The 26,443-nt window shown below is 60.2% G+C and carries 20 protein-coding genes; 5 read left to right on the top strand and 15 right to left on the bottom strand.

The window, feature by feature from the left end; genetic code table 11:
* Positions 1-63: 63 nt before the first annotated feature.
* The 10 genes from uxaC to DXB98_RS03620 form a co-directional block, all read right to left on the bottom strand.
* Positions 64-1,491, bottom strand: coding sequence for a glucuronate isomerase (gene uxaC / locus DXB98_RS03665; protein WP_117743188.1), 1,428 nt, complete (start codon positions 1,489-1,491; stop codon positions 64-66).
* Positions 1,492-1,951: 460 nt separating this feature from the next.
* Positions 1,952-3,031, bottom strand: coding sequence for a substrate-binding domain-containing protein (locus tag DXB98_RS03660; protein ID WP_117743187.1), 1,080 nt, complete (start codon positions 3,029-3,031; stop codon positions 1,952-1,954).
* Positions 3,032-3,175: 144 nt separating this feature from the next.
* Positions 3,176-3,376 (bottom strand): hypothetical protein, encoded by a 201-nt coding sequence (locus DXB98_RS03655; RefSeq protein WP_117637971.1) that lies wholly within the window; start codon positions 3,374-3,376, stop codon positions 3,176-3,178.
* 205 nt (positions 3,377-3,581) lie between these two features.
* Entirely contained in the window at positions 3,582-5,912 is a 2,331-nt protein-coding gene (locus tag DXB98_RS03650) for a ferrous iron transporter B (RefSeq protein ID WP_117743186.1), read from the bottom strand.
* Between the two features lie 123 nt (positions 5,913-6,035).
* Entirely contained in the window at positions 6,036-6,257 is a 222-nt protein-coding gene (locus tag DXB98_RS03645; protein ID WP_006234774.1) for a FeoA family protein, read from the bottom strand.
* Positions 6,258-6,296: 39 nt separating this feature from the next.
* Positions 6,297-6,539 carry a FeoA family protein gene (locus DXB98_RS03640; protein ID WP_040358815.1) on the bottom strand — a complete coding sequence of 81 codons (243 nt, stop codon included), beginning with the start codon at positions 6,537-6,539 and terminating at the stop codon, positions 6,297-6,299.
* A gap of 213 nt (positions 6,540-6,752) precedes the next feature.
* A complete protein-coding gene (locus tag DXB98_RS03635; RefSeq protein WP_035136856.1) occupies positions 6,753-7,001 on the bottom strand; it encodes an HPr family phosphocarrier protein in 249 nt (82 codons plus the stop codon).
* A gap of 421 nt (positions 7,002-7,422) precedes the next feature.
* Positions 7,423-8,886 carry an amino acid permease gene (locus DXB98_RS03630; RefSeq protein WP_117743185.1) on the bottom strand — a complete coding sequence of 488 codons (1,464 nt, stop codon included), beginning with the start codon at positions 8,884-8,886 and terminating at the stop codon, positions 7,423-7,425.
* Positions 8,887-9,039: 153 nt separating this feature from the next.
* Entirely contained in the window at positions 9,040-9,495 is a 456-nt protein-coding gene (locus DXB98_RS03625) for a hypothetical protein (RefSeq protein WP_117743184.1), read from the bottom strand.
* Between the two features lie 3 nt (positions 9,496-9,498).
* A complete protein-coding gene (locus DXB98_RS03620) occupies positions 9,499-12,507 on the bottom strand; it encodes a glycoside hydrolase family 2 TIM barrel-domain containing protein (RefSeq protein WP_117743183.1) in 3,009 nt (1,002 codons plus the stop codon).
* A 375-nt stretch (positions 12,508-12,882) separates the two neighbouring features.
* Between DXB98_RS03620 and DXB98_RS03615 the strand changes: the two genes are divergently transcribed.
* Positions 12,883-13,899: a LacI family DNA-binding transcriptional regulator gene (locus tag DXB98_RS03615; RefSeq protein WP_117743182.1), complete on the top strand. Its 1,017-nt coding sequence runs from the start codon at positions 12,883-12,885 to the stop codon at positions 13,897-13,899.
* A gap of 119 nt (positions 13,900-14,018) precedes the next feature.
* On the opposite strand, the gene aspS is transcribed toward DXB98_RS03615, so the two are convergent.
* Positions 14,019-15,806, bottom strand: a complete 1,788-nt coding sequence (aspS, locus tag DXB98_RS03610) for an aspartate--tRNA ligase (RefSeq protein ID WP_117743181.1) — start codon at positions 15,804-15,806, stop codon at positions 14,019-14,021.
* 256 nt (positions 15,807-16,062) lie between these two features.
* On the opposite strand from aspS, the gene serB reads away from it, so the two are divergent.
* The 4 genes from serB to DXB98_RS03590 all read left to right on the top strand — a co-directional run bounded on the left by serB (position 16,063) and on the right by DXB98_RS03590 (position 19,061).
* Positions 16,063-16,698 (top strand): phosphoserine phosphatase SerB, encoded by a 636-nt coding sequence (gene serB / locus DXB98_RS03605; protein ID WP_117743180.1) that lies wholly within the window; start codon positions 16,063-16,065, stop codon positions 16,696-16,698.
* A gap of 116 nt (positions 16,699-16,814) precedes the next feature.
* Entirely contained in the window at positions 16,815-17,597 is a 783-nt protein-coding gene (gene larB, locus DXB98_RS03600; RefSeq protein ID WP_117743179.1) for a nickel pincer cofactor biosynthesis protein LarB, read from the top strand.
* A 10-nt stretch (positions 17,598-17,607) separates the two neighbouring features.
* On the top strand, positions 17,608-18,519 hold the full coding sequence (locus DXB98_RS03595) for a LarC family nickel insertion protein (RefSeq protein WP_117743178.1): 912 nt from the start codon (positions 17,608-17,610) through the stop codon (positions 18,517-18,519).
* 2 nt (positions 18,520-18,521) lie between these two features.
* Positions 18,522-19,061: a TetR/AcrR family transcriptional regulator gene (locus DXB98_RS03590; protein ID WP_117743177.1), complete on the top strand. Its 540-nt coding sequence runs from the start codon at positions 18,522-18,524 to the stop codon at positions 19,059-19,061.
* 304 nt (positions 19,062-19,365) lie between these two features.
* Here the strand turns inward: DXB98_RS03590 and larD are convergent, their stop codons facing one another.
* From larD to hisS, 4 genes are all read right to left on the bottom strand, one after another.
* On the bottom strand, positions 19,366-20,097 hold the full coding sequence (larD, locus tag DXB98_RS03585) for a D/L-lactic acid transporter LarD (protein WP_117583384.1): 732 nt from the start codon (positions 20,095-20,097) through the stop codon (positions 19,366-19,368).
* Positions 20,098-20,146: 49 nt separating this feature from the next.
* On the bottom strand, positions 20,147-21,424 hold the full coding sequence (larA, locus tag DXB98_RS03580) for a nickel-dependent lactate racemase (protein WP_117734679.1): 1,278 nt from the start codon (positions 21,422-21,424) through the stop codon (positions 20,147-20,149).
* Positions 21,425-21,952: 528 nt separating this feature from the next.
* Positions 21,953-24,766 (bottom strand): phosphoenolpyruvate carboxylase, encoded by a 2,814-nt coding sequence (locus DXB98_RS03575; RefSeq protein WP_369831383.1) that lies wholly within the window; start codon positions 24,764-24,766, stop codon positions 21,953-21,955.
* Positions 24,767-25,022: 256 nt separating this feature from the next.
* On the bottom strand, positions 25,023-26,336 hold the full coding sequence (hisS, locus tag DXB98_RS03570) for a histidine--tRNA ligase (RefSeq protein WP_117743175.1): 1,314 nt from the start codon (positions 26,334-26,336) through the stop codon (positions 25,023-25,025).
* Between the last annotated feature and the right edge of the window lie 107 nt (positions 26,337-26,443).

Genomic DNA, 26,443 nt, shown 5'->3' with positions numbered 1-26,443 from the left:
GGCAAAACGGGGGCGCCGTGTGTGGCAACGGCGCTCCCGTGTTCGATGTGATTCGATGCAGGCTTATGCCTCGACGGTATCCAGATCAAAGCCAAAGTAGCGGACCGCATTGTTGTAGCTGATGTCGCGCACGATGGTGCCCAGCAGCTCCATGTCGGCCGGATACTTGCCCTGCTCAACCCACTCGCCGATCACGCTGCACAGCACGCGACGGAAGTACTCGTGACGCGGGTAGGACAGGAAGGAGCGGGAGTCGGTAAGCATGCCCACAAAGTTGCCCAGCACGCCCTCGTTTGCCAGGGCCGTGAGCTGCTCGCGCATACCGACCTCGTTGTCGTTGAACCACCAGGCAGAACCGTTCTGGATCTTACCGGCGGTCGGAGCCTCCTGGAAGCAGCCCATCACGGTATCGATCATGGTGTTATCGATGGGGTTCAGGCTGTACAAGATGGTCTTGGGCAAGCCGCAGGTCTCCTGAATGGAGTTGAGGAAATCGGCAAGCTGGTCGGACGGCGTGTAGTTGGAGATGCAATCGTAGCCGGTATCGGGGCCGAGCTTGGCAAACATGGCGCGGTTGTTGTCGCGCTTGCAGCCAAAGTGCAGCTGCATGGCCCAGCCCAGACGGACATACTCGCCGGCAACGAACTGCATAAAGGCAGTCTTGTACTTGAGGATCTCTTCCTCGGTAAGCGGCTCAGCAGCCAGACCCTTGGCAAAGATGGCCTCGATCTCATCGGCGGTAGCCGGGACGTACATAACGTAATCGAGTGCGTGGTCGGAGGCGCGGCAGCCCAGCTCGTGAGCAACGTCGTAGCGCTTGGAGATGGCAGACTTCATGCCCTCGAAGTCGCTGACCTCAACGCCGGCAACCTCGGAGAGGTGCTTGCAGTAGTCGGCAAACTCCTGACCGCGCTCGATACGCAGAGCGGCGTCGGGACGCATGGCGGGAACGACCTGAACGTCAAAACTGTCATCGGCAGCAATCTTCTTGTGCCACTCAAAGCTGTCGGCGGGGTCGTCGGTAGTGCAGATCATGCGGACGTTGGACTGCTTGATTAGGTTGCGGCAGGTAAAGCTGGCCTCGGCGAGCTTGGCGTTGGCAAGGTCCCAGACCTCCTGGGCGGTCTTGCCGTTGAGGACGCCCTCGTAGCCAAAGTAGCGCTTAAGCTCCAGGTGGCTCCACTCAAAGACGGGGTTGCCAACGCAGCGACCCAGGGTCTCGGCCCACTTTTGGAACTTCTCGCGAGCAGGGGCATCGCCAGTGATAAAACGCTCGTCGACGCCGTTGGCGCGCATCAGGCGCCACTTGTAGTGGTCGCCGCCCAGCCAAACCTCGGTGATGTTCTCGAAACGCTTGTCCTCCCAAATCTCCTTGGGGGAAATGTGGCAGTGGTAGTCGACGATGGGCATGCCCTTGGCAAAGTTGTGGAACAGCTCCTCGCCGGTCTTGGTGCTCAGCAGGAAATCCTGATCGTCCATAAAGTTTTTCATCAAACAGCCCCTTTGCTGGCAAGGCGGGCGCATGGCGCGCTCGTTATCCTTTAGGTGAACGTTCACTATACTAATCCATTGCAACTCAAAAGGTGAACGTTCACCTAACCACCATGGGGTGAACGGTAGGTTTTGCCCGTTCAACGGTTGCCGGAGCTGTGACTTGCATGTATTGCGGACCGGTTGGCGTCCCCGAACACCGAACTTGAGCGCTTTTGCTCAGGTGGGTCATGTTCCGACGTGCATTTTTGGGAGTATTCAGCATCGAAGCGCGCCGCGCGCCGTCCTCGGCGCCCCGTTTGGTGCGCATATTGCGTCCGATCGGCATAAAAAGTGCCGCCGACGGCGAAATACGCCACCGGCGGCACTTAAAACAGTCGTTCTGCGCCTCATTCAGGGCATGCCAATGCTGAATACTCCCAAAAATGCACGTCGCAAGAGGGGGTACCTGCCCGATCGACTAAATTCCCGCAAGTTCGCAGTAGCGATCGACATTGCTGGCAAATACCATCTCGACGGCGCCCTTCTGGACGGGCACCGTCGGGGTCCTTCCCCACAGCAGATAATCGCCCAGCGTCTTAGCGCCGCGATACGCCAGGCTCGTCGGGTCCTTATAGACAATATTGGTAAAGATACCGCGGCGCAAGGCCAGGGCGCTTTCGGGAAACAGGTCGTTGCCGATCACCATAACCTGACCGGCCTTGCCGCTCGAGACAAGCGCATCGGCAACCACTTCGGAACCAACGGCAAAAACGCTACAAATGAGCTCAGGGGCGTCCGGCGCACTCAAGCGCTTTTCGAGCTCATGCTTGAGCTGTTTGACTTGCGCATGGGCACCGGCAAGGTCCTCGACCTGCCATGGAATATCTCGTTCGCGCAGGTAATTGTGGAAGGCACGGGCGGTTAGATAGTGTGAATCGGTATAGGGGTCGCCCGCTAGCAGGAGCACGCGGGCATCGACACCAGCGGCGTGAACCAAGTTGACCGCCTGCTCGGCCATCAGGCTGCCCGCCGTTGAATAATCAGCCAGACTGGCGCCCAGACGGTCGAGGTGCGGACGGTCGCCGTCGACGAGCTCGATCGTCACGCCCGCCTCGGCAATCTGCCCCAAAAGCTCAGTTGCACGATCGTCGCCCGGCGCATAGGCGAGCAAGCCATCGATCTTCTCGCCCACCTGCAAACGCTCGTCGATTTGCTCGAGCGCATCAGCGTAGCCGCCCACGCCAAATTCAACACGCTCAACCGTAATGCCCTGGTCGATGACCTCCTGTTCAAAGCGATTGCAGCCTTCCCACAGGTAACGGAAAAAGTACGCTCCCTCGCGCGATGCGCGGGGCAGGCAAAACACCAGATTGATGTCCTTGCGGCGCAGGCTTGAGGCACTTGTGTTGCGGTGATAGCCCATGGCCTCGGCCTTGGCGTTCACCTTGGCGCGCACGGATTCGCTCACGCCGGCCTTTCCCGTCAGGGCCTTGTGCACGGTATTGATGGAAACGCCAAGCTCGGCGGCTATGTCCTTCATGGTTACGCGAGCGCTCATGGGGATACTCCGTTATAGATAAGTTGCCAATTAACAGTACAGGTAACGATACCCCAAAAATACTCTTCAACTCGCCGCGCTCGCGCCCAAATGCGCAAAGCGCCCCGCGAACGGATGCTCGCGAGGCGCTTGGATGTCTAGACCTTATTTGATACCGCGGCCCAAGTCTTCGGCAATTTTGTCTACGCCCTTAAGTGCGGCGCAGGTCTTTTTGTTGGAGCAATGTCCCGTGCAAACGCCACCTTGAGCGCAGTCGGCGCAGGTGCCCTTGCGATAAATGCGCACGCACACGGCGACAAACGCAATGGCGATAACGGCCAGCACAACAATATCGATAGGTGCCATAGAAAGCCTCCTCTAGTTAACCACCACTTACTTTACCCCATTCTCCACCTGCCAAAAAGGGACAGGTTTATTTTGGTCGGTTTTATCTGCGGAAACGTCACATCTTAACTTCTGGAGCAAAGCAATCTGTCCCCCATTGCACCAAAAAGCCCGAGTGTCGCTGGGACACCCGGGCTCGTGAAAAGGGGCTAATCCTTATTCGGACTTAGGCGGAAACCGTGGCAGAAGCGGTGTTGGTCTCGTCCTCGTCGGTCCATGCATGCTTGGGCATGGGACGGAAGATCTGGAAGAGCATCGCAGCCAGCAGCACGATGGCCACAACCGTCCAGATACCAAACTGCCCAAGAACAAGCAGGTTATAGAACTGGTTGATGAACAGGCCGATGACCCAAGCAAAGGCACACTCGTAGCCGATGGCAATCGCGGTCCACTTACCGGAGTTCATCTGGTTACGGATGGTGCCGATAGCGGCAAAGCACGGAGCGCACAGCAGGTTGAAGGCACCAAAGGCGACGCAAGCGCCCATGGTCGGGAACATAGCCGCAAACGCGGTCCACAGGCTCGGGTCGGTCTCGCCGGCGTCGGCAACGGAGAGCAGCGAGCCGGCGGTGGCGACAACGTTCTCCTTGGCGACGAGGCCAGAGACGGTCAGTGCGGTGGCCTGCCAGGTGCTAAAGCCGAGCGGGGCGAAGATCAAAGCGACCAGGTTGCCGAACATGGCAAGCACGGAGTAATCCATGAACTCCTCGGGGATGCCCTCCATGGAAGGCAGGTAGCCAAAGGCGCCGTTGTAGCTACCAAAGTTGGAGAGGAACCAAACGACGACGGTGGACGCAAAGATGACCGTGCCGGCCTTCTTGATAAAGGCGAAGCAGCGCTCCCACACGTGCAGCGCCCAAGAGCGGATCGCCGGGAAGTGGTAAGCGGGGAGCTCCATAACGAACGGCGTCGGGCGGCCGGCGAAGAGCTTGGTCTTCTTGAGCATGAGGCCCGAAGCGATGACGGCAAAGACGCCCAGGAAGTAGAAGAGCGGGCTGATCCACGCGGCGGTGGTGGAAGAATCGCCGATGATGGAACCCATGAGCAGGGCAATGATCGGCAGCTTGGCGCCACAGGGAATGAACGTGGTGGTCATGACCGTCATGCGGCGGTCCTTCTCGTTCTCGATGGTCTTAGTGGCCATGACGCCGGGGACGCCGCAGCCCGAGGACACGAGCATGGGGATAAAGGACTTACCGGACAGGCCAAAGCGGCGGAACACGCGGTCCATGATGAAGGCGACGCGGGCCATATAGCCGCAATCCTCCAGGAAGGACAACATCACAAAGAGCAGGAACATCTGCGGCACGAAGCCGAAGATGGCGCCCAGGCCGCCGACGATACCGTCGCAGACCAGCGAATCGACCAGGCCACCGTCCTCGGTGCCGCCCGCCACGAGGGCATCGTGCACCATGGTGGTAATACCCGGAACATACGGGCCGTACTGTGCCGGGTCGATCGAATCGGCAGCGTCCTCGCCCACGGCCTCGACGGCCGCATCGTAGGCGTCGCGGCCCTGACCGAGCACGTACCAACCGTCGGTGCCAAAGAGCTGGTCGTTGGTGAAGTCGGTCACCGTACCGCCCAGGGTGGAAACGGCGATGTAGTACACGCAGAACATAATGACTACGAAGATCGGCAGGCCCAGAATGCGGTTGGTAACCACACGGTCGATCTTCTCGGAAGTGCTCATCTTGGCCGGAGCCTTGGTGAGGCACTCATCGACGATGTGCGCGATCACACCATAGCGCTCACCGGTGATGATGGACTCGGCATCGTCATCGCAATCCTGCTCGCACTGGGCGACCAGCTGCTCCACACGAGCCGCCTTCTCCTTGGTGAGGTTGATGAGTTTGCAGGCATCCGTATCGCGCTCGAACAGCTTGACGGCGTAGTAGCGACGCTTGCTGGCGGAAACGCTCGCAGGCAGGTTGTTCTGGATGTGGTCCAGAACGTCCTCGATGGAGGAATCGAACTTGTGCTCCGGCACCTGGCCCTTGGAAGCAGCGGACTTCTTGACCTGCTCGAACAGTTCCTTGATGCCCTTGTTCTTGAGGGCCGAGATCATCACGACCGGGCAACCGAGCTTCTTGGAGAGCTTGTCCGTGTCGATCTTATCGCCGTTCTTCTCGACCAAGTCGGCCATGTTGAGGGCGACGACCACGGGCAGACCGGTCTCAATGACCTGAAGTGCCAGATACAGGTTGCGCTCGAGGTTGGTGGCGTCGACGACCTGGACGACGACATCGGGCTCGCCGCTCATGAGGTAATCGCGCGAGCATTGCTCCTCGGGGCTGTAGGGGGAAAGCGAGTAGATGCCAGGGAGGTCCGTGATGGTAACGTTCTTGTCGCTTAGGAGCTTGGCTTCCTTTTTCTCAACCGTGACGCCGGGCCAGTTGCCAACGTAGCCGTTGGCGCCGGTGATCAGGTTGAAAAGCGTGGTCTTGCCGCAGTTGGGGTTACCCGCAAGCGCGACATGGATCTGAGAATCCGTCATTCAATCCTTCTTCCTTGTGTGCCCGCGCTGTCATCTCCGCGCAGGTTGGATAATGTGCTTCAAAGATGCTGCATTAAGTTAGAAAAACCTAACTTTATATGCAGAAATACACGCCGCGAGCCCTTACTGAACCTCGACGACGGCCGCTTCCTCCTTGCGGATGGAAAGCTCGTAGCCGCGCACGTTGATCTCGACCGGATCACCGAGCGGCGCAACCTTTACGACCTTGAACGAAGTGCCCTTGATGAGCCCCAGGTCCATAAGGTGGCGGCGCAGCGCGCCCTCACCGTGAAGCTTGACGATGGTAGAGCTCTCGCCTACCTTAACGTCACCCAACGTCTTCATCCTCTTGTCCCCCTTTCGGTTTTAATGAAATGCTGCGGACTAACCGACGGTCATGATGTGCATGGCAACCTTGGAATCGATGCCAAAACGTGCGCCCAGCACGGTGACGATGATATTGGCACCACTCGAGCTCACCACGTGAATCTCGCTGCCCTCGACAAAGCCAAGGTCCTTGAGGTGGTGCTTCATGTCCTCATTGCCCTTTACCCGAGACACGCGCACGGTTTCGCCCGCCTTTACCATCGAAAGCGGCATGGCCGGCATCTGCGGTCCGCAAGACATGAGTGAGCTCCTAACGTCGGTTCGTCCTCAACATCGACGCGGTAAAAGTTAACCACGTCTATGTTCGCTTTAGTAAACTAACATGTGGTTAACTTTTTTGAAAGGGTCTCTATTCAGTTTTCGAAAAAGTTTCCTATACGAAACAAAAGAGGCACCGCAAAGTGCGCCTCCTAGAGATGTGACAAAGGGACTGTCCGCAGTCCCTTGTTGCGTTTAGAGCGAGAGGTTTCTGATCGACGTGACGCACGAGGCCTCGTCTACGCCTGAAACGCGAAAGACGATGTCCTCGCCACATTCGCCGTAAAGCGCCATGAGGCCCATCACGTCACGGCCATCGGTATGGCGGTCGCCGATGCTGACCGACACGTCGCTACGATGCTTGGCGATGATGTCGTAGAGTAGCGCGACCGGGCGGGCATGCAGTCCCAACGGATCTTTAATCGTCTTTGTAAACTCGACCATGTCCCCTCCCGCGGTATCGCTCATTCGGCTGGCAAACCCAGACACGTGGTAGTTATTGTAGCGTTAGATGCTTGTCGAGAGCTCCTCTGAACACCTCGTGGGCAAAAAGTGGCAAATATGAGTACTGTCACCAATTTAGTAGCAGCAAAATCGAGAGCAAATTGCCTCCTTTGAGCGATTCGAAGAGGTTGAAAGCCGTCAAACGCCCTTTAAAAGGGGTTATATAAATTGATTTTAAGCCCGTTTTTGCTCAGAACAGGCCGAAAAATATGACACCTCTTTTGCAACAGTACTCATATTTGGCATTTTTTGACCACGGGGTCCAAAACCATGCCCCAAAACACAAAGGGAGGGGCCTCGTAAGGCCCCTCCTTAGGAAAGGGAATCGATTTATTCCACAGCCGTAGATTAATCCTAGCCGCTACTCCATCATGTCGAGGACGGAGGGGCGCAGCTCGCTCTCGGCGGCCTCGGGATCGGTCTCGCGCAGACGGTTGATATAGCGGTTGTACCACATCACGGCAAGGCCCAGGAAGACAACCACACCGCCAACGTTGTAGACCAGCGTCAGCCACAGCGGCTGATCGAGCGGGATGGTGCCGCAGACAAGCACAAAGCAGAAGACCACAAGCAGGAATGCGGCAACGACCAGACCAAAGCTGCGCGAGCCCATGCGGAAGTCACGGGGAGCGGCGTCGAAGTTCTTGCGCAGCATAAAGTAGGCAAGCAGGATCAGCAGCGGCGGGAGCAGAGCAGTGGCGGCCGTCATGTTGGTGACGATCATGAGCAGGTCGTCGAGGTTACCAGAGCCCAAGGCCGGGATGATCAGGATGGGGACGACGATGGCGAACTGCAGCCAAGCGGCGCGGGCGGGAATGCCGTGCTCGTTGAGCTCGACGATCTTGCTACCAAAGACGCCCTTGGGGATCTCGGTGAAGAAGACCTTGATGGGAGCAGAGGTCCACATCATGAGGGAGCCCAGCGTGGCAGCGAGAAGGATCAGGCCAATGACGCGCGTGGACACTTCCATGGGAATGCCAAAGTGGGCAAAGACAGCGCCGAATACGTCGAAGATACCGGTGGAGATGGCAACGCCGCCCTCGGGAATGAACAGGTTGACCAGCAGCGAAGCGCCTGCGTACAGAAGGCCGATGGTCAGGCCGGCGATAACGACGGTGCGCACGAAGGCCTTGACGCCGCCCTTAAGGTCGTTAAGGAACACGCCGACAGACTCAGCGCCGCCAACGCCCTGGATAATCCAGGCAAGCGTACCGAAGAAGCCCCACATAGTTGCGAAGTTGCTCATGTCGGGAGCCATGTTAGCGGGGGTAGGAGCCGTAGCGAACTCGACGCCGCCAAAGGCAGCAGCCAGGGACAGCAAGATGAACACAGCGGTCAGGCCGAGAGCCGCGGTCGAGCCGAAGGAGGAAATGGAGCCGATCCACTTAGCGCCCTTGGTCGAAACCCACGTGGCGATAGCAAAGACGACGATCTCGATAATGGTGATCCACAGCTGCGAGAGCTCGGCGTTGGCACCAAGGAACACGTAGCTCGCGTAGATGATGACGTTGGGCAGGACGGATGCAAAGTAGAACAGGTTAACGAACCAGTAGCTAAATGCCGTCAGGAACGCCCAGCGACCACCCATCGAAGTCTTAACCCATGCGTACACACCAGACTCGGAGTCCTTATTAAGACCGACAAACTCGGCGGTAACCAGAGTATAGGGGACAAAGTACAAAAGTGTGGCGAAGAAGAACGACGGCGCAGCCGCCAAGCCGATGGCCGCGTTGTTGTTGATGATGTTCTTGATACCGAACACGGCGGCGACCGTCATGCCCAGCAGAGCGAACGAACCAATCGTTCCTCGTTTTTCAGAGCTCATAAGCCCTCCCAATCATCCGTTATATCTCATCTAAAACCGTCCGGACTGCAAGCGCAATCGTGGACAGCACACCTGCTAGGGGGGATGGGGAAAAGGGAGTCAACAAAGCCATCCCCCTTAACGGCGCAAAGCAAACGTCCAAACGGACGAATACTACTTGTTGGGGAAGGAATAACCTTCAACCGTCACGTGCAGTACCACGACGCGGGAATCCGCGGCATCGTCCACGACACGGTAGGCCTCGTCGATCTCGACGACGGCAACGCCGCCGGCGGGAATCGTCACGGTCTCCCCCGTACCCTCAAAGCGCTCACGATCATCGATATCGCTGTAGGCGCGCGTGCAGGTGAGGCCTGCCTTGGGGGCAACCTCGACGGTCAGGTCGCCGTCGAGCGGGGCGAGCACGGCATGGTAGCGACGGTGACCGACCAGATCGGCGGTTGCGGCCTCGCGGGCATAGACCCACCAGTACACCAACGAGTCGCCGATGGAGTACGCCACGTCGTGCTGCAGGTCGGCAACACCATCGAGCGCCTGTCCGGTACGCATCCACTTCTTGACGGACTTCATCTGGGCGTCGAAGTCGGCACGCGAGTTAAATACATGCATGACTTATGCCTCCTTAATGGGTGCCAGCGCCTGAGCCAGATCGGCAGACGTCAGCGGTCGCAGGGACACCTCAAAGCTGAAGCTCTCAAAACGGGTGCGATAGGAGTCGAGCACCTCGGAACCCCAAGAGTTCGAGCCAAGGCCGAGCAGCTGGTCGTTGATGTTGACCGTGACCGTATCGCCCTTGACAAGGTCGTAGACGTGCTTGGCGCTATCGATGGCCTCGCAACTATAGGGCCATGCCGAGAACGAGAACGGGTTGGAGGCGGCATCGACCGGACGGGTCACCAGCACGCCGTCACCGTGGCTAGAGCGCAGGGCAACCCAGCGGGTGCCCTCGCGGTTGGCGCAGTCCTGAGGCATAACGTAGGGCGTGAACATGTCGTCGACCGTAGTGCGGTAATGACCGACCGGGTTGGCGCGCAGCGAGTCCGGATAGTTCTCGCCCGGGCCGTGGCCGTACCACTCAACGGCACGATCGCAACCGGGAACCTCGAAGGAGATGCCGATGCGCGGGATGATGTCCGAGTAATCGCCGTAGGGCTCGCCGGAAACCTTGAGGTCGACGCGACCGCTCGGAAGCACGGTGTAGACAAGCTCGACGCGCATGCCAAACGCACGGACGGGAGGAGCGATGCGCTGGCTCACGGTAACGACGACCGCGTTGCCATCCTGCTTCCAAGAAACCTTGCGGGTAGACGTCTGCATCACATCGATGAAGTTGTCCTTCCACAGGGAGTCGTACTCCTGGGCGTGGTTATCGACGAGCGGATGCCAAAAACCAACCTGGGGACCGGAGGCGATGACGTCGCGGCCGGATGCCTTCCACTCGCTCACGGTACCGTTAACCTTGTTGAAGGTCAGCTCGCCGTTGAGGGAGTGAATGCGAATCTCCTGCTCGGTCTCCTCGACCGTAAGCTCAGGACGAATGGGAGCCGCGATGGCCGGCGCCGGATGGTTTGCGATGGCAAACTGGCTTGCACCCAGCTGGAACATCGGCTCGCACCAGGCGTGAGCCGCCATTGTGTAGGCGTGCACGGTCAGCAGGGTCTCGCCCACTGCGGCCTCGCGAATCACCAGTGGCAGCTGGACGGACTCGCCGGGGGCAACCGCACCGGGCATGAGCGTCTTGCGGCTGACCACGTCGCCGTCCACCAGGGTCTCGGCCGACAGGCAAACATCCTCGAGGGTGGTGAACCAACGCTTGTTGGTGACGGTCAGCTCGCCCGACTCGGCATCGTAGGCCATGCGAACCGGGCAGATAACCTGGCCATACTCAGTAAGGCCCGGGCTCGGCTGCTGCCAAGGGAACACCATGCCATCGATGCAGAAGTTGCTGTTGTTGGGGTAATCGCCGTTGTCGCCGCCATACATGTCGTAGGCAACGCCGTCCTCGGTCACAGCAGCCAGACCGTGGTCGCACCATTCCCAAATAAACTGGCCCTGGATGCAATCCCAGCGATCGAAGACCTCCTGGTACTCGGACAGGCCTCCGGGACCATTACCCATAGAGTGGCCGTACTCGCAGTTGATGCGCGGCTTAGGGAACGGATGCTCGCCAAAGTCGTTCATCTGCGACACGCGGGAGTACATGGTGGAAATGACGTCGACGGTATCGGCGTTGCGGTCCTCCTCGTAGTGGACCGGACGACCGTCGAGCTCGTGAGCCTTGGCGTACATCGCGCGGATGTTGCAGCCATAGCCGCTCTCGTTGCCCATCGACCACATAATGATGCAGGCGTGATTGCGCTCCTGCATCACCAGGCGCTCAACACGGTCGACGTAGGCCGGCTCCCAGGCAGGGTCGTCGGTGACCAGGGCGATGTTGCCGATATTCTCGAAGCCGTGGCTCTCCATATCGGTCTCGGCGACCAGCATGATGCCATACTCATCGCACAGCTCGTAGAAGCGCGGGTCGTTGGCGTAGTGGGATGTGCGCACCGCGTTGATGTTGTGCTGCTTCATGAGCTCCAGGTCGCGGCGCATGCGATCGAGGCCCACAGCGCGGCACTTGTGATCGTCGTGGTCATGGCGGTTGACGCCATGCATCTTAAAGTAGGTGCCGTTGAGGTAGATATGATTGCCCTCGACCGTCACCTCGGCAAGGCCTTGGCGATGCGGAACGTACTCGCTGACCTCGTCGCCGTCGTAGACCTCAAGCGTAAGGTCATAGAGGAAGGGGTCCTCGGGGTTCCAGAAGTGGGCATCGGCAACGCTGCACTCGGCATGGCCGTCGACGCACTCGCCCGTAGCGACCACATTCTGGCCATCGCTGAGCGTATACACAACGCGGCTTGCGCCCTCGGCAACCGTATCGAGCGTGACCAGAGCGGCATCGCCCTCGCGGTGCGTGCGGAACCTAAAGTCGACCAGATGCGCGGCGGGACGCTGCATGAGGTACACATCGCGGAAGATGCCCGATGCCCACCACATGTCCTGGTCCTCGATGTAGCTACCATCGCTGTACTGCAGAACCTTGACCGCAATCAGGTTGTCGCCCTCGACGAGCGCGTCGGTTACGTCAAACTCGGCGGACAGGCGCGAACCCTTGGTCATGCCGATAAACTTGCCGTTGACATACAGCTCGCCGTAGCTCTCGATACCGTCGAAGCGAATGATCTCGCGAGCGCCGGCAGGCACGGCAGGAAGGTTGACGATGCGCTGGTAGACGCCCGTGGGGTCGTCGGAGGGAACGAACGGCTGGTCCACTGGGAACGGAAAACCCTCGTCGGTGTAGGCAAGGTTGCCATAGCCGTCTACCTGCCACAGGTGCGGAACCTCCACGTGATCCCACTCGGGCTCGTACGTGCAAAGTGCCTCGTTGGAGACGGCCGCGGGGCCCTCAAAAAGGCGGAACTGCCACGAGCCGGACAGCTGGACAAATCCGCGCGACAGCTCGCGGCTGTACGTAGCGGCGAGATCGGCGGTCTCATAACCCATAAAGTACGCATGGGGTGCCAGGCGGTTCCTGTGGGTGAGCGCTTGGTTTTCCCAATCGTTAATGGCGTCCATGGTGATGCTCCTTCGTCATCGTAGTGATTCTTGTGCAACCGGTTGTCCTTATCTTACGGGCGATGCAAAAACCTGTGCAACCGGTTGTCCGCTGAACGGTCGATTTCGCCGGATTAACGGTGCAACCGGTTGTACAACCGCGGAACTTATGTCACCCTGCGTATCGAAACTCAGCGCAAAACAGCATTCCCAGGCGGCGGACAACGGCCGCGCCCATCTATGCCCCACCCTTGCAAGCCATGTTCAACAGCAGCTTGAACGTGAAATGCCACCAGTGGCCGGATATCATGAACGCTGTTCAGGCGCACTATAGTAAGCTGTATCCGCACCAGCCCGTATCAGTGACAACATCGACCGCTTTTTCCAGGAGACACCATGACCCAACCAGTTCGCACCGCACCGACGCTTGCCGAGGTTGCTGCAGCTGCCGGTGTTTCGCGCTCCACGGCATCGCGTGCCCTCAACGACTCCCCCCGCATTAGCGAGGAAACTAAAAAGCGCGTCCGCGCGGCTGCCAAGGAAGTCAATTTTGTACCCAACGCACGCGGCCGGGCGCTCGCCGTCGGACGCACGGAAATTATCGCCGTACTGGTTACCGAGCCTTTGAGCGAGCTGTTTAGCGATCCCACCTACAGTGAGTTTTTAAGCGGCATTACCGAGGAACTTTCGGAGTCGTCTTACCTACCCGTGATCCTGCAGGCATCTTCCTCGCATGAGCGCAATCGCGCACGCGAGCATTTTGAGCGTCGCTCGTTTGACGCCGTCATCGACGTCTCGCCCTACAAGGGCAGTGAGCTGCTCGAGGTGCTGCGTGAGCTGGGCGTACCCACCGTGTTGTGCGGCCAGCTCGAGGGCCACCCCTATCGCGATGTGTTCTCGACGGTCTACTCCGACGACGAAGAGGGCGGACGCTTTGCGGCGCTCGCTATGAAAGATCGCGGGCGCAAGGACATCGTTGCCGTGCTGGGGCCGCAGGATAACCCCGCCGTCGTCGACCGCCTTCGCGGCTACCGTGCAATTTTGGGCGAAAGCCTTCCAGATGAAAATGTCATCTATACCGGATGGAGCAGCGGAGACGGCTACCAAGCCACGCGGCGGCTGCTCGCGCGCGAAATACATGCCGACGGCGTGCTATGCGGATCGGACCGTATCGCAACCGGCGTTATCGCCGCATTCAACGAAGCGGGAATTAGCGTACCCAAAGACGTTTCGGTCGTGGGCTTCGATGACCACGAGGTCGCAGCTCGCAGCGTCCCCGCGTTGACGACCATTCGTCAGCCGCTTTGTGAGGAAGGCCGCAAGGCCGCAGGCATTGCGCTCGATATGATTAACGGTGCCGCGCCCACCACCACCGTCATGCACATGCAGCTCGTTCAGAGAGACTCACTGTAGGAAACTGGGCCGGGCTTTCCGCTATGCCCGGTCAACCCATACCCTCGCAACATCGGCGTATAAAAAACGAGGGAAGGCACACGTCCTTCCCTCGTTGCGGGCAATATGTAGCCGCTCGCCTACATCAGGCGCAGGCTGACGTCCTTGAGCTGGGCGCCGGAAACGGCACTCGGGGCGCCCGACATGAGATCGGAGCCGCTGGCCGTCTTGGGGAACGCCATGACGTCGCGGATGGAGTCGGAGCCGGTGAGCAGCATGCACACGCGATCCAGGCCCAGAGCGAAGCCGCCCATCGGGGGCGCACCAAACTTGAGGGCCTCCATGAGGAAGCCAAACTGAGACTCGGCGCGCTCCTCGGTAAAGCCCAGAAGCTTGAGCATGGACATCTGCATCTCGGCGTTGTGGATACGCATACCGCCGCCACCGGCCTCAAAGCCGTCCATGACAAAGTCGTAGGTGCAGGAGCCGGCTGCCAGCGGGTCAGCCTCGATCTTGGCGATGTCAGTCTCGGTCGGCAGGGTAAAGGGCTGATGCTCGGCTGCATAGGCCTTGCGGTCCTCGTCCCAGTGGAACAGCGGGAAGTTGACGACCCACAGGAAGTCGTGACCCTCGCGCTTGATCTCGAGCGCGTTGGCCATGTGGGAGCGCATGCCGCCCAGGATCTCGTCGGAAAGCAGGCGCGGGCCGGCGGCGAACATCACGAGGTCGCCGGGCTCGACGTCCATGCGCTCGCGCAGAGCGGCCATCTCCTCGTCCGAGAAGAACTTGACGATGGGGCTGTTGATGGAACCGTCCTCGCGGAAGGCGATCCAAGCCAGGCCCTTAGCGCCAAACGTGGAAGCCACACCGGCGAGCTTATCGATCTTGGCACGCGCCCAGGCACCGGCACCCTTGGCGTTGATGGCCTTGACGACAGAGCCCTCCTCGTTTGCGGCAGTCGCAAAGACCTTGAACTTGGAGTTGGCAAAGATGTCGGTCAGGTCGACCAGGTGCATGCCATAGCGGGTATCGGGCTTGTCGGAGCCATAGGTGTCCATGGCCTCCCAGTAATCCATGCGGCGCAGCGGCGTGGGCATCTCGACACCCATGCGGCCGAAGGCATCGGACAGGACCTCTTCGAGCGCGCTCATGACATCGTTCTGGTCCACGAAAGACATCTCGATATCGACCTGGGTGAACTCGGGCTGACGGTCGGCGCGCAGGTCCTCGTCGCGGAAGCACTTGGCAACCTGGTAGTAGCGCTCGACGCCGCCGACCATGAGCAGCTGCTTCAGAAGCTGCGGGGACTGCGGCAGAGCGTAGAAGTTGCCCGGCTGGATGCGGCTGGGAACGATGAAGTCGCGGGCGCCCTCGGGCGTGGACTTAAACAGGGAGGGCGTCTCGACCTCCATGAACTCACGGTTGTGCAGTGCCTCGCGAATGGCAAAGGTGAAGTCGGAGCGCAGCTTGAGGTTGGCCATCATCTCGGGACGACGGAGGTCCAGATAGCGATAGCGCAGACGGGTGTCCTCGCTGGTCTCGATGCCATCCTCGATCTGGAACGGCGGGGTGACGGACGTATTGAGCACCTCGGCATGGTCGGTCAGGACCTCGATCTCGCCGGTGGCGAGCTTGGTGTTGGTGGTCTCGTCGCCACGGGCGCGCACGACGCCGTGAATCTTGATGGGCCACTCGGGACGCATGGTCTCGGCGATCTTAAAGGCATCGCCGTCAGAATGCTCGGGGTCGAAGGTGAGTTGCGTAATGCCCTCACGGTCGCGAAGGTCGCAGAAAATAAGGCCACCGTGGTCGCGGCGACGGCTCACCCAACCGGTGAGGGTGACCTCTTCGCCCACGTTCTCGCGGCGAAGCTCGCCGCAGGTACGGGTGTGCATGGAATGCTCGTCGATGGGACGGGTCTGGCTCATACCAGTGATCCTCCTTTATGGATCTGTGCCGCCCCGTGTCGTTCCGGGCGGCGTCGTACAGATTCGCCCGGCCTGCGTAAACCGCGCAGCCGGACATGGCGTTCTATCTTATCGCACCCGCGTCGATGTGCCGCGAAAAAGTAGCTCCTGCCCAAAGACTTGACGGAGACGAAACAATTGGCGCACCGCGACTGTCGCCGAGGCGCGCCGCGTGCGACAATGTGCCCCAATACAACTGCACCCGGAAAGGCCCAACATGTCTGCACGCCTCATCGTTATGGATATCGACTCCACCCTCATCAACCAGGAGGTCATCGACCTGTTGGGCGAGGAAGCCGGCGTGGGCGAGCAAGTGGCGCAGATTACCGAGCGCGCCATGCGCGGCGAGCTTGACTTTAAGCAAGCGCTCGAGGAGCGCGTGGGGCTGCTTGCCGGCCTGGACGAGAGCGTGTTCGAGCGCACCTTTGAGCGCGTGACGTTTACCCCCGGCGCGCTGGAGCTTGTGCGCTCGGCGCACAGCAAGGGCTGGAAGGTCGGCGTCGTGAGCGGCGGCTTCCACGAGGTTGCCGACAAGATCGTGGCTGCCGCGGGCATCGACTTTTGCCTGGCTAACCGCCTGGAAGTCGTAGACGGCAAGCTCACCGGCAAGCTGGCGGCAGACATCGTGACCAAGGAGTCCAAGCTTATCCAGATGCTGGATTGGGCAGTTGAGTGCGGTGTCGATATGGCCCATACCGTCGCGATCGGCGACGGCGCCAACGACATCCCCATGATTCAGGCCGCGGGCACGGGCATCGCATTTTGTGCCAAGCCCAAGACGCGCGAGACCGCCCCGTTTGCCATCGACGAGCGCAACCTGATGCTCGCCATGGACATCATCCTGCGTGACTAGCCGATTCGTCTAACAATTGAATCAGTCTGTCCTATGGTTTCCGAACAATTTTATCTTAGTGTTCGGAAATATACCCTTTGAGTGCTAGACTTTGCGCCGTCGAAGGGAACATATATATGGATAAGCGAGATCTTGAGCAATTGCTGAGCGATGTTGCCGACGGAGCAGTCACGCCTGCCGCCGCCCTCACACGCATCCAGACGGCTCCGACCGCCGATTTGGGCTTTGCGCAGCTCGATCTTTCGCGCGGGGTGCGCCAGGGGGCCGGCGAGGTTGTCTACGGTGCCGGTAAAACCGCCGAGCAAATTGCCGCCATTATCGAAGCGCTGCGCGATGCCGGCCAGGAGCGCATCCTGGTCACGCGCCTGGATGCCGAAAAAGCCGCGCGCACCGCTGAGCTTCTCGGCAACGGCATCGACCTGGGATATGTCCCGGACGCCCAGCTCGCCCTCGTGGGCGGCAAGCCCTCCCCCACCGGCAACGGGCGTATCGTCGTCGCCTGCGCCGGCACGAGCGACTTGCCCGTCGCGAAAGAAGCCGCATTGACGGCCGAGTTCTACGGCAACGAAGTCGATCGCCTCTACGACGTAGGTGTCGCCGGCTTGCACCGCCTGCTCGCTCATGCTGAGGAACTTGCCCAGGCGCAGGTGGTCATCGCCATCGCCGGCATGGAAGGCGCCCTGGCAAGCGTCATCGGCGGCCTGGTGAGTTGCCCGGTCATCGCCGTTCCCACCAGCGTGGGCTACGGCGCGAACTTTGGTGGCGTGGCCGCGCTGCTCGCCATGCTCAACTCCTGCGCCAGCGGCGTCTCGGTCGTCAATATCGACAACGGCTTTGGCGCCGCCTATCAGGCAAGTCTTATCAATCATCTGAGCGCCGGCACGCCCTGCGCCCGCTAAGGAGCATTCCATGTCCAACCACCAGCACACGCTTATCATCGACGGAACCTCGGGCATCAGCGGCGATATGACCGTCGCGGCTCTGCTCGACCTGGGCGCCAGCGAGGAGCACCTGCGCGAACAGCTCGCCACGCTGCCGGTCGACGGCTTTACGATCGCCGTGACGCGCGTAAACAAGCATGGCATCGACGCCTGCGATTTCGACGTCCAGCTTGCAGAGGAGCTCGAGAACCACGATCACGATATGGCCTGGCTCTACGGCAACGAAGCAGCTGTCGAGCATATGCATGAGCACCACCATCATGACCATGACGAGCACGAGCACGAACACTGCCACGAGCATGGCCATGAGGCTCACGGTCATGGCCACGAGGGCCACCATCACGCCCACCATCATCACCACCGTTCTTTGACAGACGTCACCGCCATCATCGACGGCTCGCAGCTGAGTGGCGGTGCCAAGCGCCGCGCTCTCGCCATCTTTACCGCGCTGGCTGCCGCCGAGGCCAAGGCACACGGCAAAACGCCCGAGACCGTCATGTTCCACGAGGTGGGCGCCGTCGACTCCATCGTCGATGTCTGCTCGGTCGCCATCTGCCTCGACGACCTGAGCATCGAAGACATCGTGGTTGAGTCGCTCTCCGAGGGTCACGGTACCATCCACTGCGCCCACGGCCTTATGCCCATCCCGGTGCCCGCCGTCGTCAGCCTATGCCAAGCAGGCAATATCGCCCTCACGCCCGCACCGGTCGCCGGCGAGCTCGTGACGCCCACGGGCGCCGCCATCGTCGCCGCACTGCGCACGTCCGAGCACCTGCCGGCCCGCTACCGCATCGAGGCCGTCGGCTACGGCGCCGGTAAGCGCCCCTACGAGGGTTGCTCCGGTATGCTTCGCTGCCTGCTCGTTCACGCAGACGCATAGCCATGGATGCCCGCAAGGCCAAAAGCCGTGCCGCGATCGTCGCGGCGTTCTCCGAGCTCCTGTGCGAGGAAGATTACGGCAAGATCACTGTCGGCGACATCATCGCACGCGCTCACGTAGGCCGCGCGACATTCTACGGCCTCTTTAAGAGCAAAGACGACCTACTGTCCGAGCTCGTGAGCGACATCTGTACCCACGCCCTCGACGACGATGGCACACCGCTCGACGACCCATTCGTGCAGGTCGAGCATATCCTTAGCAACCTGTGGGAACGCCGTCAGGGCGTGAGGGCCCTTGTATCCGGCGCCGGCTCACGCGTCTTCGCCGACAGCCTCCGCAAGACCATCATGTCGCTCGCGGCCGAAACCGTCCCCATCGATCCCACAGGCCCAGCCGGCACCATGGACCGCAGCTTCCTCCTCCATCACATAGCCTCAAGCTTCGTAGGAATGGTCCAATGGTGGGCCTGGAACAACTTCCAAGCCAACAAATCCAACGTAGCCAAAGACTACCTATCGGCCATACAACCCCTGTTCACCTAAGTAAGACCCCACCCCAAAGTGCCATCCCAACAAAGCGCCCACCCCATCCCCAAGTTACGCTTTCTTGTAAGAGCACCCAAAAGCAAAGCGCCCCTCCCATCCAAATTCAGATATATATGTTGGGTTGCTTGTTCGAACACAGCCAAGAATGCCCAGGGCTCGGCAAGGGTTTACTTTCCAACGCATTCCGCAGGACGCAAAAAGGCTCGCCGCACAAAGTGCGCAGCGAGCCTTTTTGCATGTCCGAGGACGCGTTGGAAAGTAAACCCTTGCCGAGCCCGAACCTTATAGAGCCGTCCTTCGACTAGAACATGCCCAAGAAGCCATGCACAAACAGCGCTGCCACAATAGCACCGACAAACGGCGCGATACCAGGAACAAGCAGACCGTACTTCCAGTTATTGTCGGCCTTGTTCTTAATCGGCAGCACCTGATAAGCAAGGCGGGGACCAAGGTCACGTGCCTGGTTCATGGCGAAGCCGGTGATGCCGCCCATGCCCATGCCAACGGCCCAAACGATCAGGCCGACGCAGATAGCGAGCATCAGAACGTCCTCACCAGCACGGCTAGCAGCAGCAAGGATGGCGCTAATGAACACAAAGGTGCAGATGGCCTCGCAGAAGAAGTTGCGGGCATAGTTCGTACCCTCGGTGGTGGGGTTGGTCGAGAAGATGTTGCGCTGGGCAATGGGATCGACGACGCCTTCGGAAGCCTTGAACTCATCGGCATACATAAACCAAGCGATCACAGCACCCACAAAGCCGCCGAGCATATCGGCAAGCATGAAGGGGATGCAGTTGCCCCACGGCACCAGACCGACGATGCACTGGGCAAGCACCATAGCGGGGTTCATGCACACGGCGCCGCCAAAGACAAACAGGCAGACCGAGATGCCAAAAGACCAAGTGGTGATGGCAAACATATGGCCAGAGCCCTGATACTTGGTGCCTTTGAGCACGGTATCGCAGTGCACGCCCACGCCAAAGACAATCATGAGGGCCGTCGCGCCGAATTCGCAGAGGAGTTTGGTAAGCATAAAACCTTATCTTTCTTATTGGTTACAAACGATTCGTTTAAGCTGCGCACTAGTGCTGGGCGACGACAACACCCAGGCCATCGGGGATGACGGCGACCTTGGCGTCGGCACCCTTCATCTCAAAGGCGAGCTTGAGCGCCTCCTCGAGGGTGTTAACCGGCGTCATGTGCATATCCTTGAGCATCTGGTGGTCGCACAGGTCGGTAACCATGATCACAGGGTGATGTGCCAGGATGCGAGCAAAAATCTGGCTCGTCCACTGATCGGGCAGGGTCTCGTCCTTGGGGCGATCGATGCAGGCACGCTCAAACTCCGCCGGATCGTTGTCGGCGATGTTGTGATAGAAGCCCTCGCCGCCGTGACCGTCGGCGCAGCCGGCGACATCGATGATCACGCCGCCCTCGGGAAGCGTGGCCTCGGCAGCGCACATGCCCTTCACGGCCTGGTAGATGTTCTGGTCGAGCGGGTAACCACCGTTGGTGGTGATGGCAATCTCGCACTCGACGGGTTCAACGCCGGCAAGGCTCTTCACGAACTCGCAGCCAGCCTCGTGTGCCTTGTGGATGTCACCGGCAAAGGAGCCAATGACCTCGTGCTTGCCGTTGAGCACCACGTTAAGCACAAAGGCAAGGTGAGCCATCTCGGCAGCGGCGAACATATCCTCGCTCACGTGGTTGTGGCACAGGTTGCCGGCACGCGAATGGGAGTCGTTCACAAACTGACCGTTGTGGTTGTACATGATGGTCTTATAGCTGGCGATGCCGGGCAGGACAGACTTTCGGCTGCCAGAGAAGCCGGCAAAGAAGTGCGGCTCAATGAAGCCCTCGGCAAGAAGCAGGTCGCAATCGGCAGCGATCTTGTTGATGATGCACTCGCCACCAGAAGGCAGGGTGCCGATCTTCTTCATCATGCTGTCGTCGGTTGCGACATGCATAACGATTTCCTCGTTGGCAACGATGTCCTCGCCATACTTGTTGACGAGCTCCTCGTGCGTCGACGGACGGTGCATACCCGTAGCAACCAAAATACGCACACGAGCCTCGGGCGCAGCGGCATGAATGTGATGCAGCAGAATAGGCATCGTCACACGCGAGGGAACGGGACGCGTATGGTCGGAGCTGATGATGACGATGTTCTTTTTACCAGCACAAAGCTCCTCGAGCGAAGGTGAGCCATAAGGGTTGGCAAGCGACTCCTCTACCAGTTTTTCCTGCGATTTCGTAGTCTTAAACTCGTTTTGATGACCTTCCATCACACCCGCGAAGTTCTTGTCCTCGAGCTCCAGATGCAACGTCTTGTGGTCAAACGGCAGTTCACATTCAAACATTGACGAGCGCCCTCTTCCTTTCAACTGACACACTAGTCAAACCGTTGGAAGGATACGCCGTTCACCGAAAAACACCACCGTCCACCGACTCATTAACACAACGTTCATATTTGACCTTCAACAAAACGGCCGCGATCCCAAAAAGGACCGCGGCCGGAACAGTCGTAAGGCGAGAAGCGCCAAATGCGCCACCAGGATAGACCCCATCCAAAACGCGCGAAGCGCGCCATTCTCCCCTCAGCTGTAATCCCCGAAGACCGAGGACGAAGGGACCCGATGGGTTTCCCTCTGAATGCATTCCGCAGCACGAAACCCCATCAAAGTGCGCGAAGCGCGCTATCTTTTCCCCAGCAGTAATCCGCCGAAGACCGGACATCGTAGGGCCCGCCATTAGTTTACTTTTAGGCACACTCCGCAGGACGCGAGAAGCCCTCGCCGCACGAAGTGCGCAGCGAGGGCTTCTTGCATGTCCGAGGACGTGCCTAAAAGTAAACTAATGGCGGGCCCGGACGACTACAGGGCTATCGATTACCCCGTGTTTTGCAATCCTGCCGAGACGCCGGTCACAGTCGAAAGAATCAGGCTCATGTACTCGGCCTTCTTCTCCTCGGCCATCTCGTCCTGGTTCATACGCACCTCGCGAAGGGCGCGGACCTGGGCGATGGACAGGGCATCAACATAGGGGTTGCGCACGCGAACGGCGCAGCCGAGCACGCGACGACGCTGCAGCGGCCACTCGTCACCGACGATGGCAAGGACCCACTTACGGGTGAGCTGCATCTCGGTAAAGACCTTCTCGGACAGATCCTGGCGATCGCCCAGGTGCAGATACATCTTGGCGATGCGCTGGTCGGTCTTGGCGATCGACATCTCGATGTTGTCGATAAAGGTGCGGAAGAACGGCCACTCCTGGTAGGCAGCCTTAAGCTGGTCAAGGTCGCCCAGCTGCTCGCAGGCGGTGCCTAGGCCGTACCAAGCGGCCAGATTGATGCGCGCCTGGCTCCAGCTAAAGATCCACGGAATGGTACGCAGGTCGTCGAGCGACTTGGCACCCAAGCCGCGCTTGGCGGGACGCGAGCCGATCGGCAGCAGACCGACCTCGGTCAGCGGCGTCACGGTCGAGAACCACGGTGTAAAGTCCTCGGTATTCAGCAGGTCCAGATAGCGCTCATGGCTTGCTGCGTTGAGCTTCTCGGCCATATTCCAGAACTTCTGCGTGGTCTCGGTGTTGGTCTTCTCGACACTCGGAGCCGACTGCAAAAGCGTTGCGGCGGCAACGGACTCAACATGACGCTGAGCCAGCGTGCGGTTGCCGTAACGGGCAAAGATGACTTCGCCCTGCTCGGTGAGCTTAAAGAAGCAGTTGACCGAACCCTTGGGCTGCGCCAGCACGGCCTTGTTGGCCGGGCCGCCGCCACGGCCCACGGCACCGCCGCGACCGTGCATGAGCACCAGGTCGATATCGTTCTTCTCGGCCCACTTGGCGATGCGCTCCTGCGCGGAGTGCAGCGCGAGCATGGCCGTGGTAGGACCGGCGTCCTTGGAGGAGTCGGAATAGCCCAGCATGACCTCCATGCGGCGGTTGGTCTGGGCAAGGCGCTTTTGCACCACGGGCAGCGTAAGCATCTGGTCGAGCACGTCGATGCAGCCCTCGAGGTCCTCGAGCTGCTCAAACAGCGGGATCACGTCGAGCTCGGGGACATCCTCCTCGTGTGCAAAGGACAGGTGGGCAAGCTCAAAGACGTCGGCCACATGCTGGGCGCTCTTGGTGAACGAGATGATGTAGCGATGCGCCATCTTCTTGCCGTAGCGCTTCTGGATGGAGCCGATAGCGCGGAAGGTATCGATGACCTCGCGCGTCATGGGCTGCAGGTCGCCATGGATACCGTTCTCGTGGATATCCTTGAGGGCGCGGGCGTGCACCACGGAGTGCTGACGGAACTCCATCTCGACCATATGGAAGCCGAAGGACTCGACCTGCCAGATGATGGTCTGGACCGGACCGTAGGCAGCACGGACGGCACCGCAGGCGGCCAGCGAGCGCTGGACGACGCGCAGGTCCTCCAGGAACTCATCGGCGCTGTGGTACATGGTGTCGGTGATGCGACGCACGGTGGCGTTCAGACGGTCGGCCATGACGAGCATGACGGCGCGATGCGGCTCGTGCTCGGAGATCAGTTCAGCACGTGCGGTGTACTGGGCGCTCATCTCGACCTGATGGTTCCACAGGTTGATGAGCTCGGCAGACGGCTTGCTGTAGGTGGCCTCGAGCGTGAGGTTGCGGCCGATGCGGCGGCACTTGTCCTCGAGCTTGAGCACCATGTGGGTGAAGTACTTGGCGGCGACCTCACGGCTCACCTTGGCGGTGACGTTGGGGTTACCGTCGCGGTCGGAACCAATCCAGCTGCCGGGATGGAAGAACGCCGGGCACAGCGGCGGCACGGTACCGGCCTTGTCGCCCAGCACCCAGTCGTCAAAGCGACGATAGATGACGGGGATGACGTCGAACAGCGTGTTATCGAAGATGTCGATGATGGTATCGGCTTCCTCGACCGGCGTGGGCTTCTTGAGCGCGATGGGGCTCGTACGCACCAGGGCGTCGATCTCCTGCAGCATATGGCGCTCGTTCTCCACCAGGTCGGAGCCGCCCAGACGCGGACGCTCCTCCAGCAGGTTGGAGATACGGCGAATCTTGCCCTCGACGGCCTTGCGACGGGCCTCGGTGGGATGCGCGGTAAAGACGGGATGGAACTCAAGCTTGCCGAGCAGCTCATTGGCGCCCTCGACGCCCAGCTCATTCACCAGCTGGTGATAGGCGACGGTGAGCTCGTTGGCAGGATCGACCTCGGTATCGGTCGACGCACCGGCCTCGCGCTCGCGCAGCTGCGCCACACGGTAGTTCTCCTCCGACAGGTTTGCCAGGTGGAAGAAGCTCGTAAAGGCGCGAACGATGACCTGCTGCTTATCGAGCGGCAGACTGTCGATCAGATCGACGACCTCGCGAAACGCCACGGCGGTGGGCTCGTCGGCGGTGGGCACGCCCTGCTCGTCGACGGCCTCGTCGGCAGCGCGGGTACCGGGGTTGCCGGCATTGGCCACAATCTCGGCCGACAGGATTTTGTCGAACAGGTCCGCGATCTCGGGATCATACTCGCTAAGCACACGACGCTCCAGGCGTAGGAACAACGCCAGATTGTCGCGCAGCTCCTCGGGGATCTCGATCTCGGCGAGACGCTCCCTGGACTCGGCATTCGAGCCGATTCGGTTAACGAGGCGGTTGACCACGGCAGCGACGCGCGCCGCGGCTTCGGGTACAGACTGGTTGCTTAGGTTCTCAGCCACGTTTCCTCCCATTCCTCCTTCTATGCACGTAACATGCGGTATTCATTATAGGCGCTTGAGAAATACTTTCGACACTGATTGCGCTTTACCACACAAAAGTATTTTCTGCATTGCAAGGGTTTTTGCCCTAAATGGTCGTATTTCTCGGTGGACGGCATACACAAACGGGGGCATTCCGCATAAATGCGAAACACCCCCGTAACAATCGCTCGCAATGAACGGGACACTCAAGCGGGTCCGCAGCTCAAAAGATGCGCTACAGGCGCTCGCGAACCGCCTCGACGACGTTGGCCAGATCGACCAGTACCTCGTCATGGCTCTCCATGTCGCGCACCTTGACCTTGCCGGCGGCAAGCTCGTCGCCGCCCAGGACCAGGATGAGCTTGGCGCCCACCTTATCGGCCTGCTTAAACTGGGCCTTGAGCGAACGGCCCTGATAGTCGGCCTCGGTCACGATGCCTGCGGCGCGAAGCTCCTGCGTAATGGCAAAGACGTTCTGGCGCAGCTCCTTGCCGGCGTTGGCGACATAAACACACGGGGCCTCATCGGCACCCAGGTCGCTGCCAAAGGCCTGCAAGGCCAGCAGGGCGCGCTCAAAACCGACGGCGAAGCCGACGCCGGCCGTAGGCTTGCCGCCCTCGAGCTCGACCAGGCCGTCGTAGCGGCCGCCGCCGCCGATGGAGCCGACGCCGGCGCCAGGGGCCTCGACCTCAAAGACGGTACGGGTGTAGTAGTCCAGGCCGCGCACCAAGGTGGGATCCTCGACATACTCGATACCGGCGGCATCCAGATAGCGCTTGACCTGCTCGTAGTGCTCGCGGCACTCGTCGCACAGGTTGTCGCCCATCAGCGGGGCCTCGGCCATGATCTCGCGGCAATGGTCGTTCTTGCAGTCGAAGGCACGCAGCGGGTTGAGCTCGGCGCGCTCACGGCACTCATCGCACATCTCGTCGGCGTGATCGAGAATGAACTGCTTAACCTGCTCGCGGTAAGCCGGACGGCACTGGGCGTCACCCATCGAGTTGATAAGCAGACGAAGCTTGGAAAGATCGAAGCCCAGGCGCTTGTAGAACTCCATGAGCATGATGATGCACTCGGCGTCTGCCGCCGGATCGGGAGCGCCGAGCCACTCGATGCCCACCTGGTGGAACTGGCGCAGGCGGCCCTTCTGGGGACGCTCGCCACGGAACATGGCCTCGGCGTAGTACGCCTTAAACGGCGTGGAGCCTTGGGGCACCAGATTGTTCTCGACGACGGCGCGCACCACGCCGGCCGTGCCCTCGGGGCGAAGCGCCAGGCGCTGCTTGGGCTTGAGTTTGGTGTCGGTGCCCTCGGTAAAGACGCGCTCCAGGTTGGCACCGCTGAACACGCGGAACATTTCCTTGCGCACGACGTCGGTCGACTGGCCGATACCGTGGACAAACACATCCACCTGCTCGATCGCGGGCGTCTCGATGGGTTTAAAACCAAACGGCTCGAACACGCCGGCCGCAATCTGCTGCATCTTTTGCCAGGCGCGCATCTCGGCGCCGATAAGGTCGCGGGTTCCCTCCGCCTTCTGTGCCTGCATGGGCAAACACCTTTCTTTTGTATCGCGTCATAGGTAACGGTCATTATACGGCACAAACGCAAACAGCGACGGCGCGTCTGGCCGAACGAGGGTATGGGGACTCGTTC

It is taken from the genome of Collinsella sp. OM07-12, from assembly GCF_003438275.1.
GTDB lineage: Bacteria > Actinomycetota > Coriobacteriia > Coriobacteriales > Coriobacteriaceae > Collinsella.
This window is presented reverse-complemented; position numbering and strand designations above follow the sequence as displayed.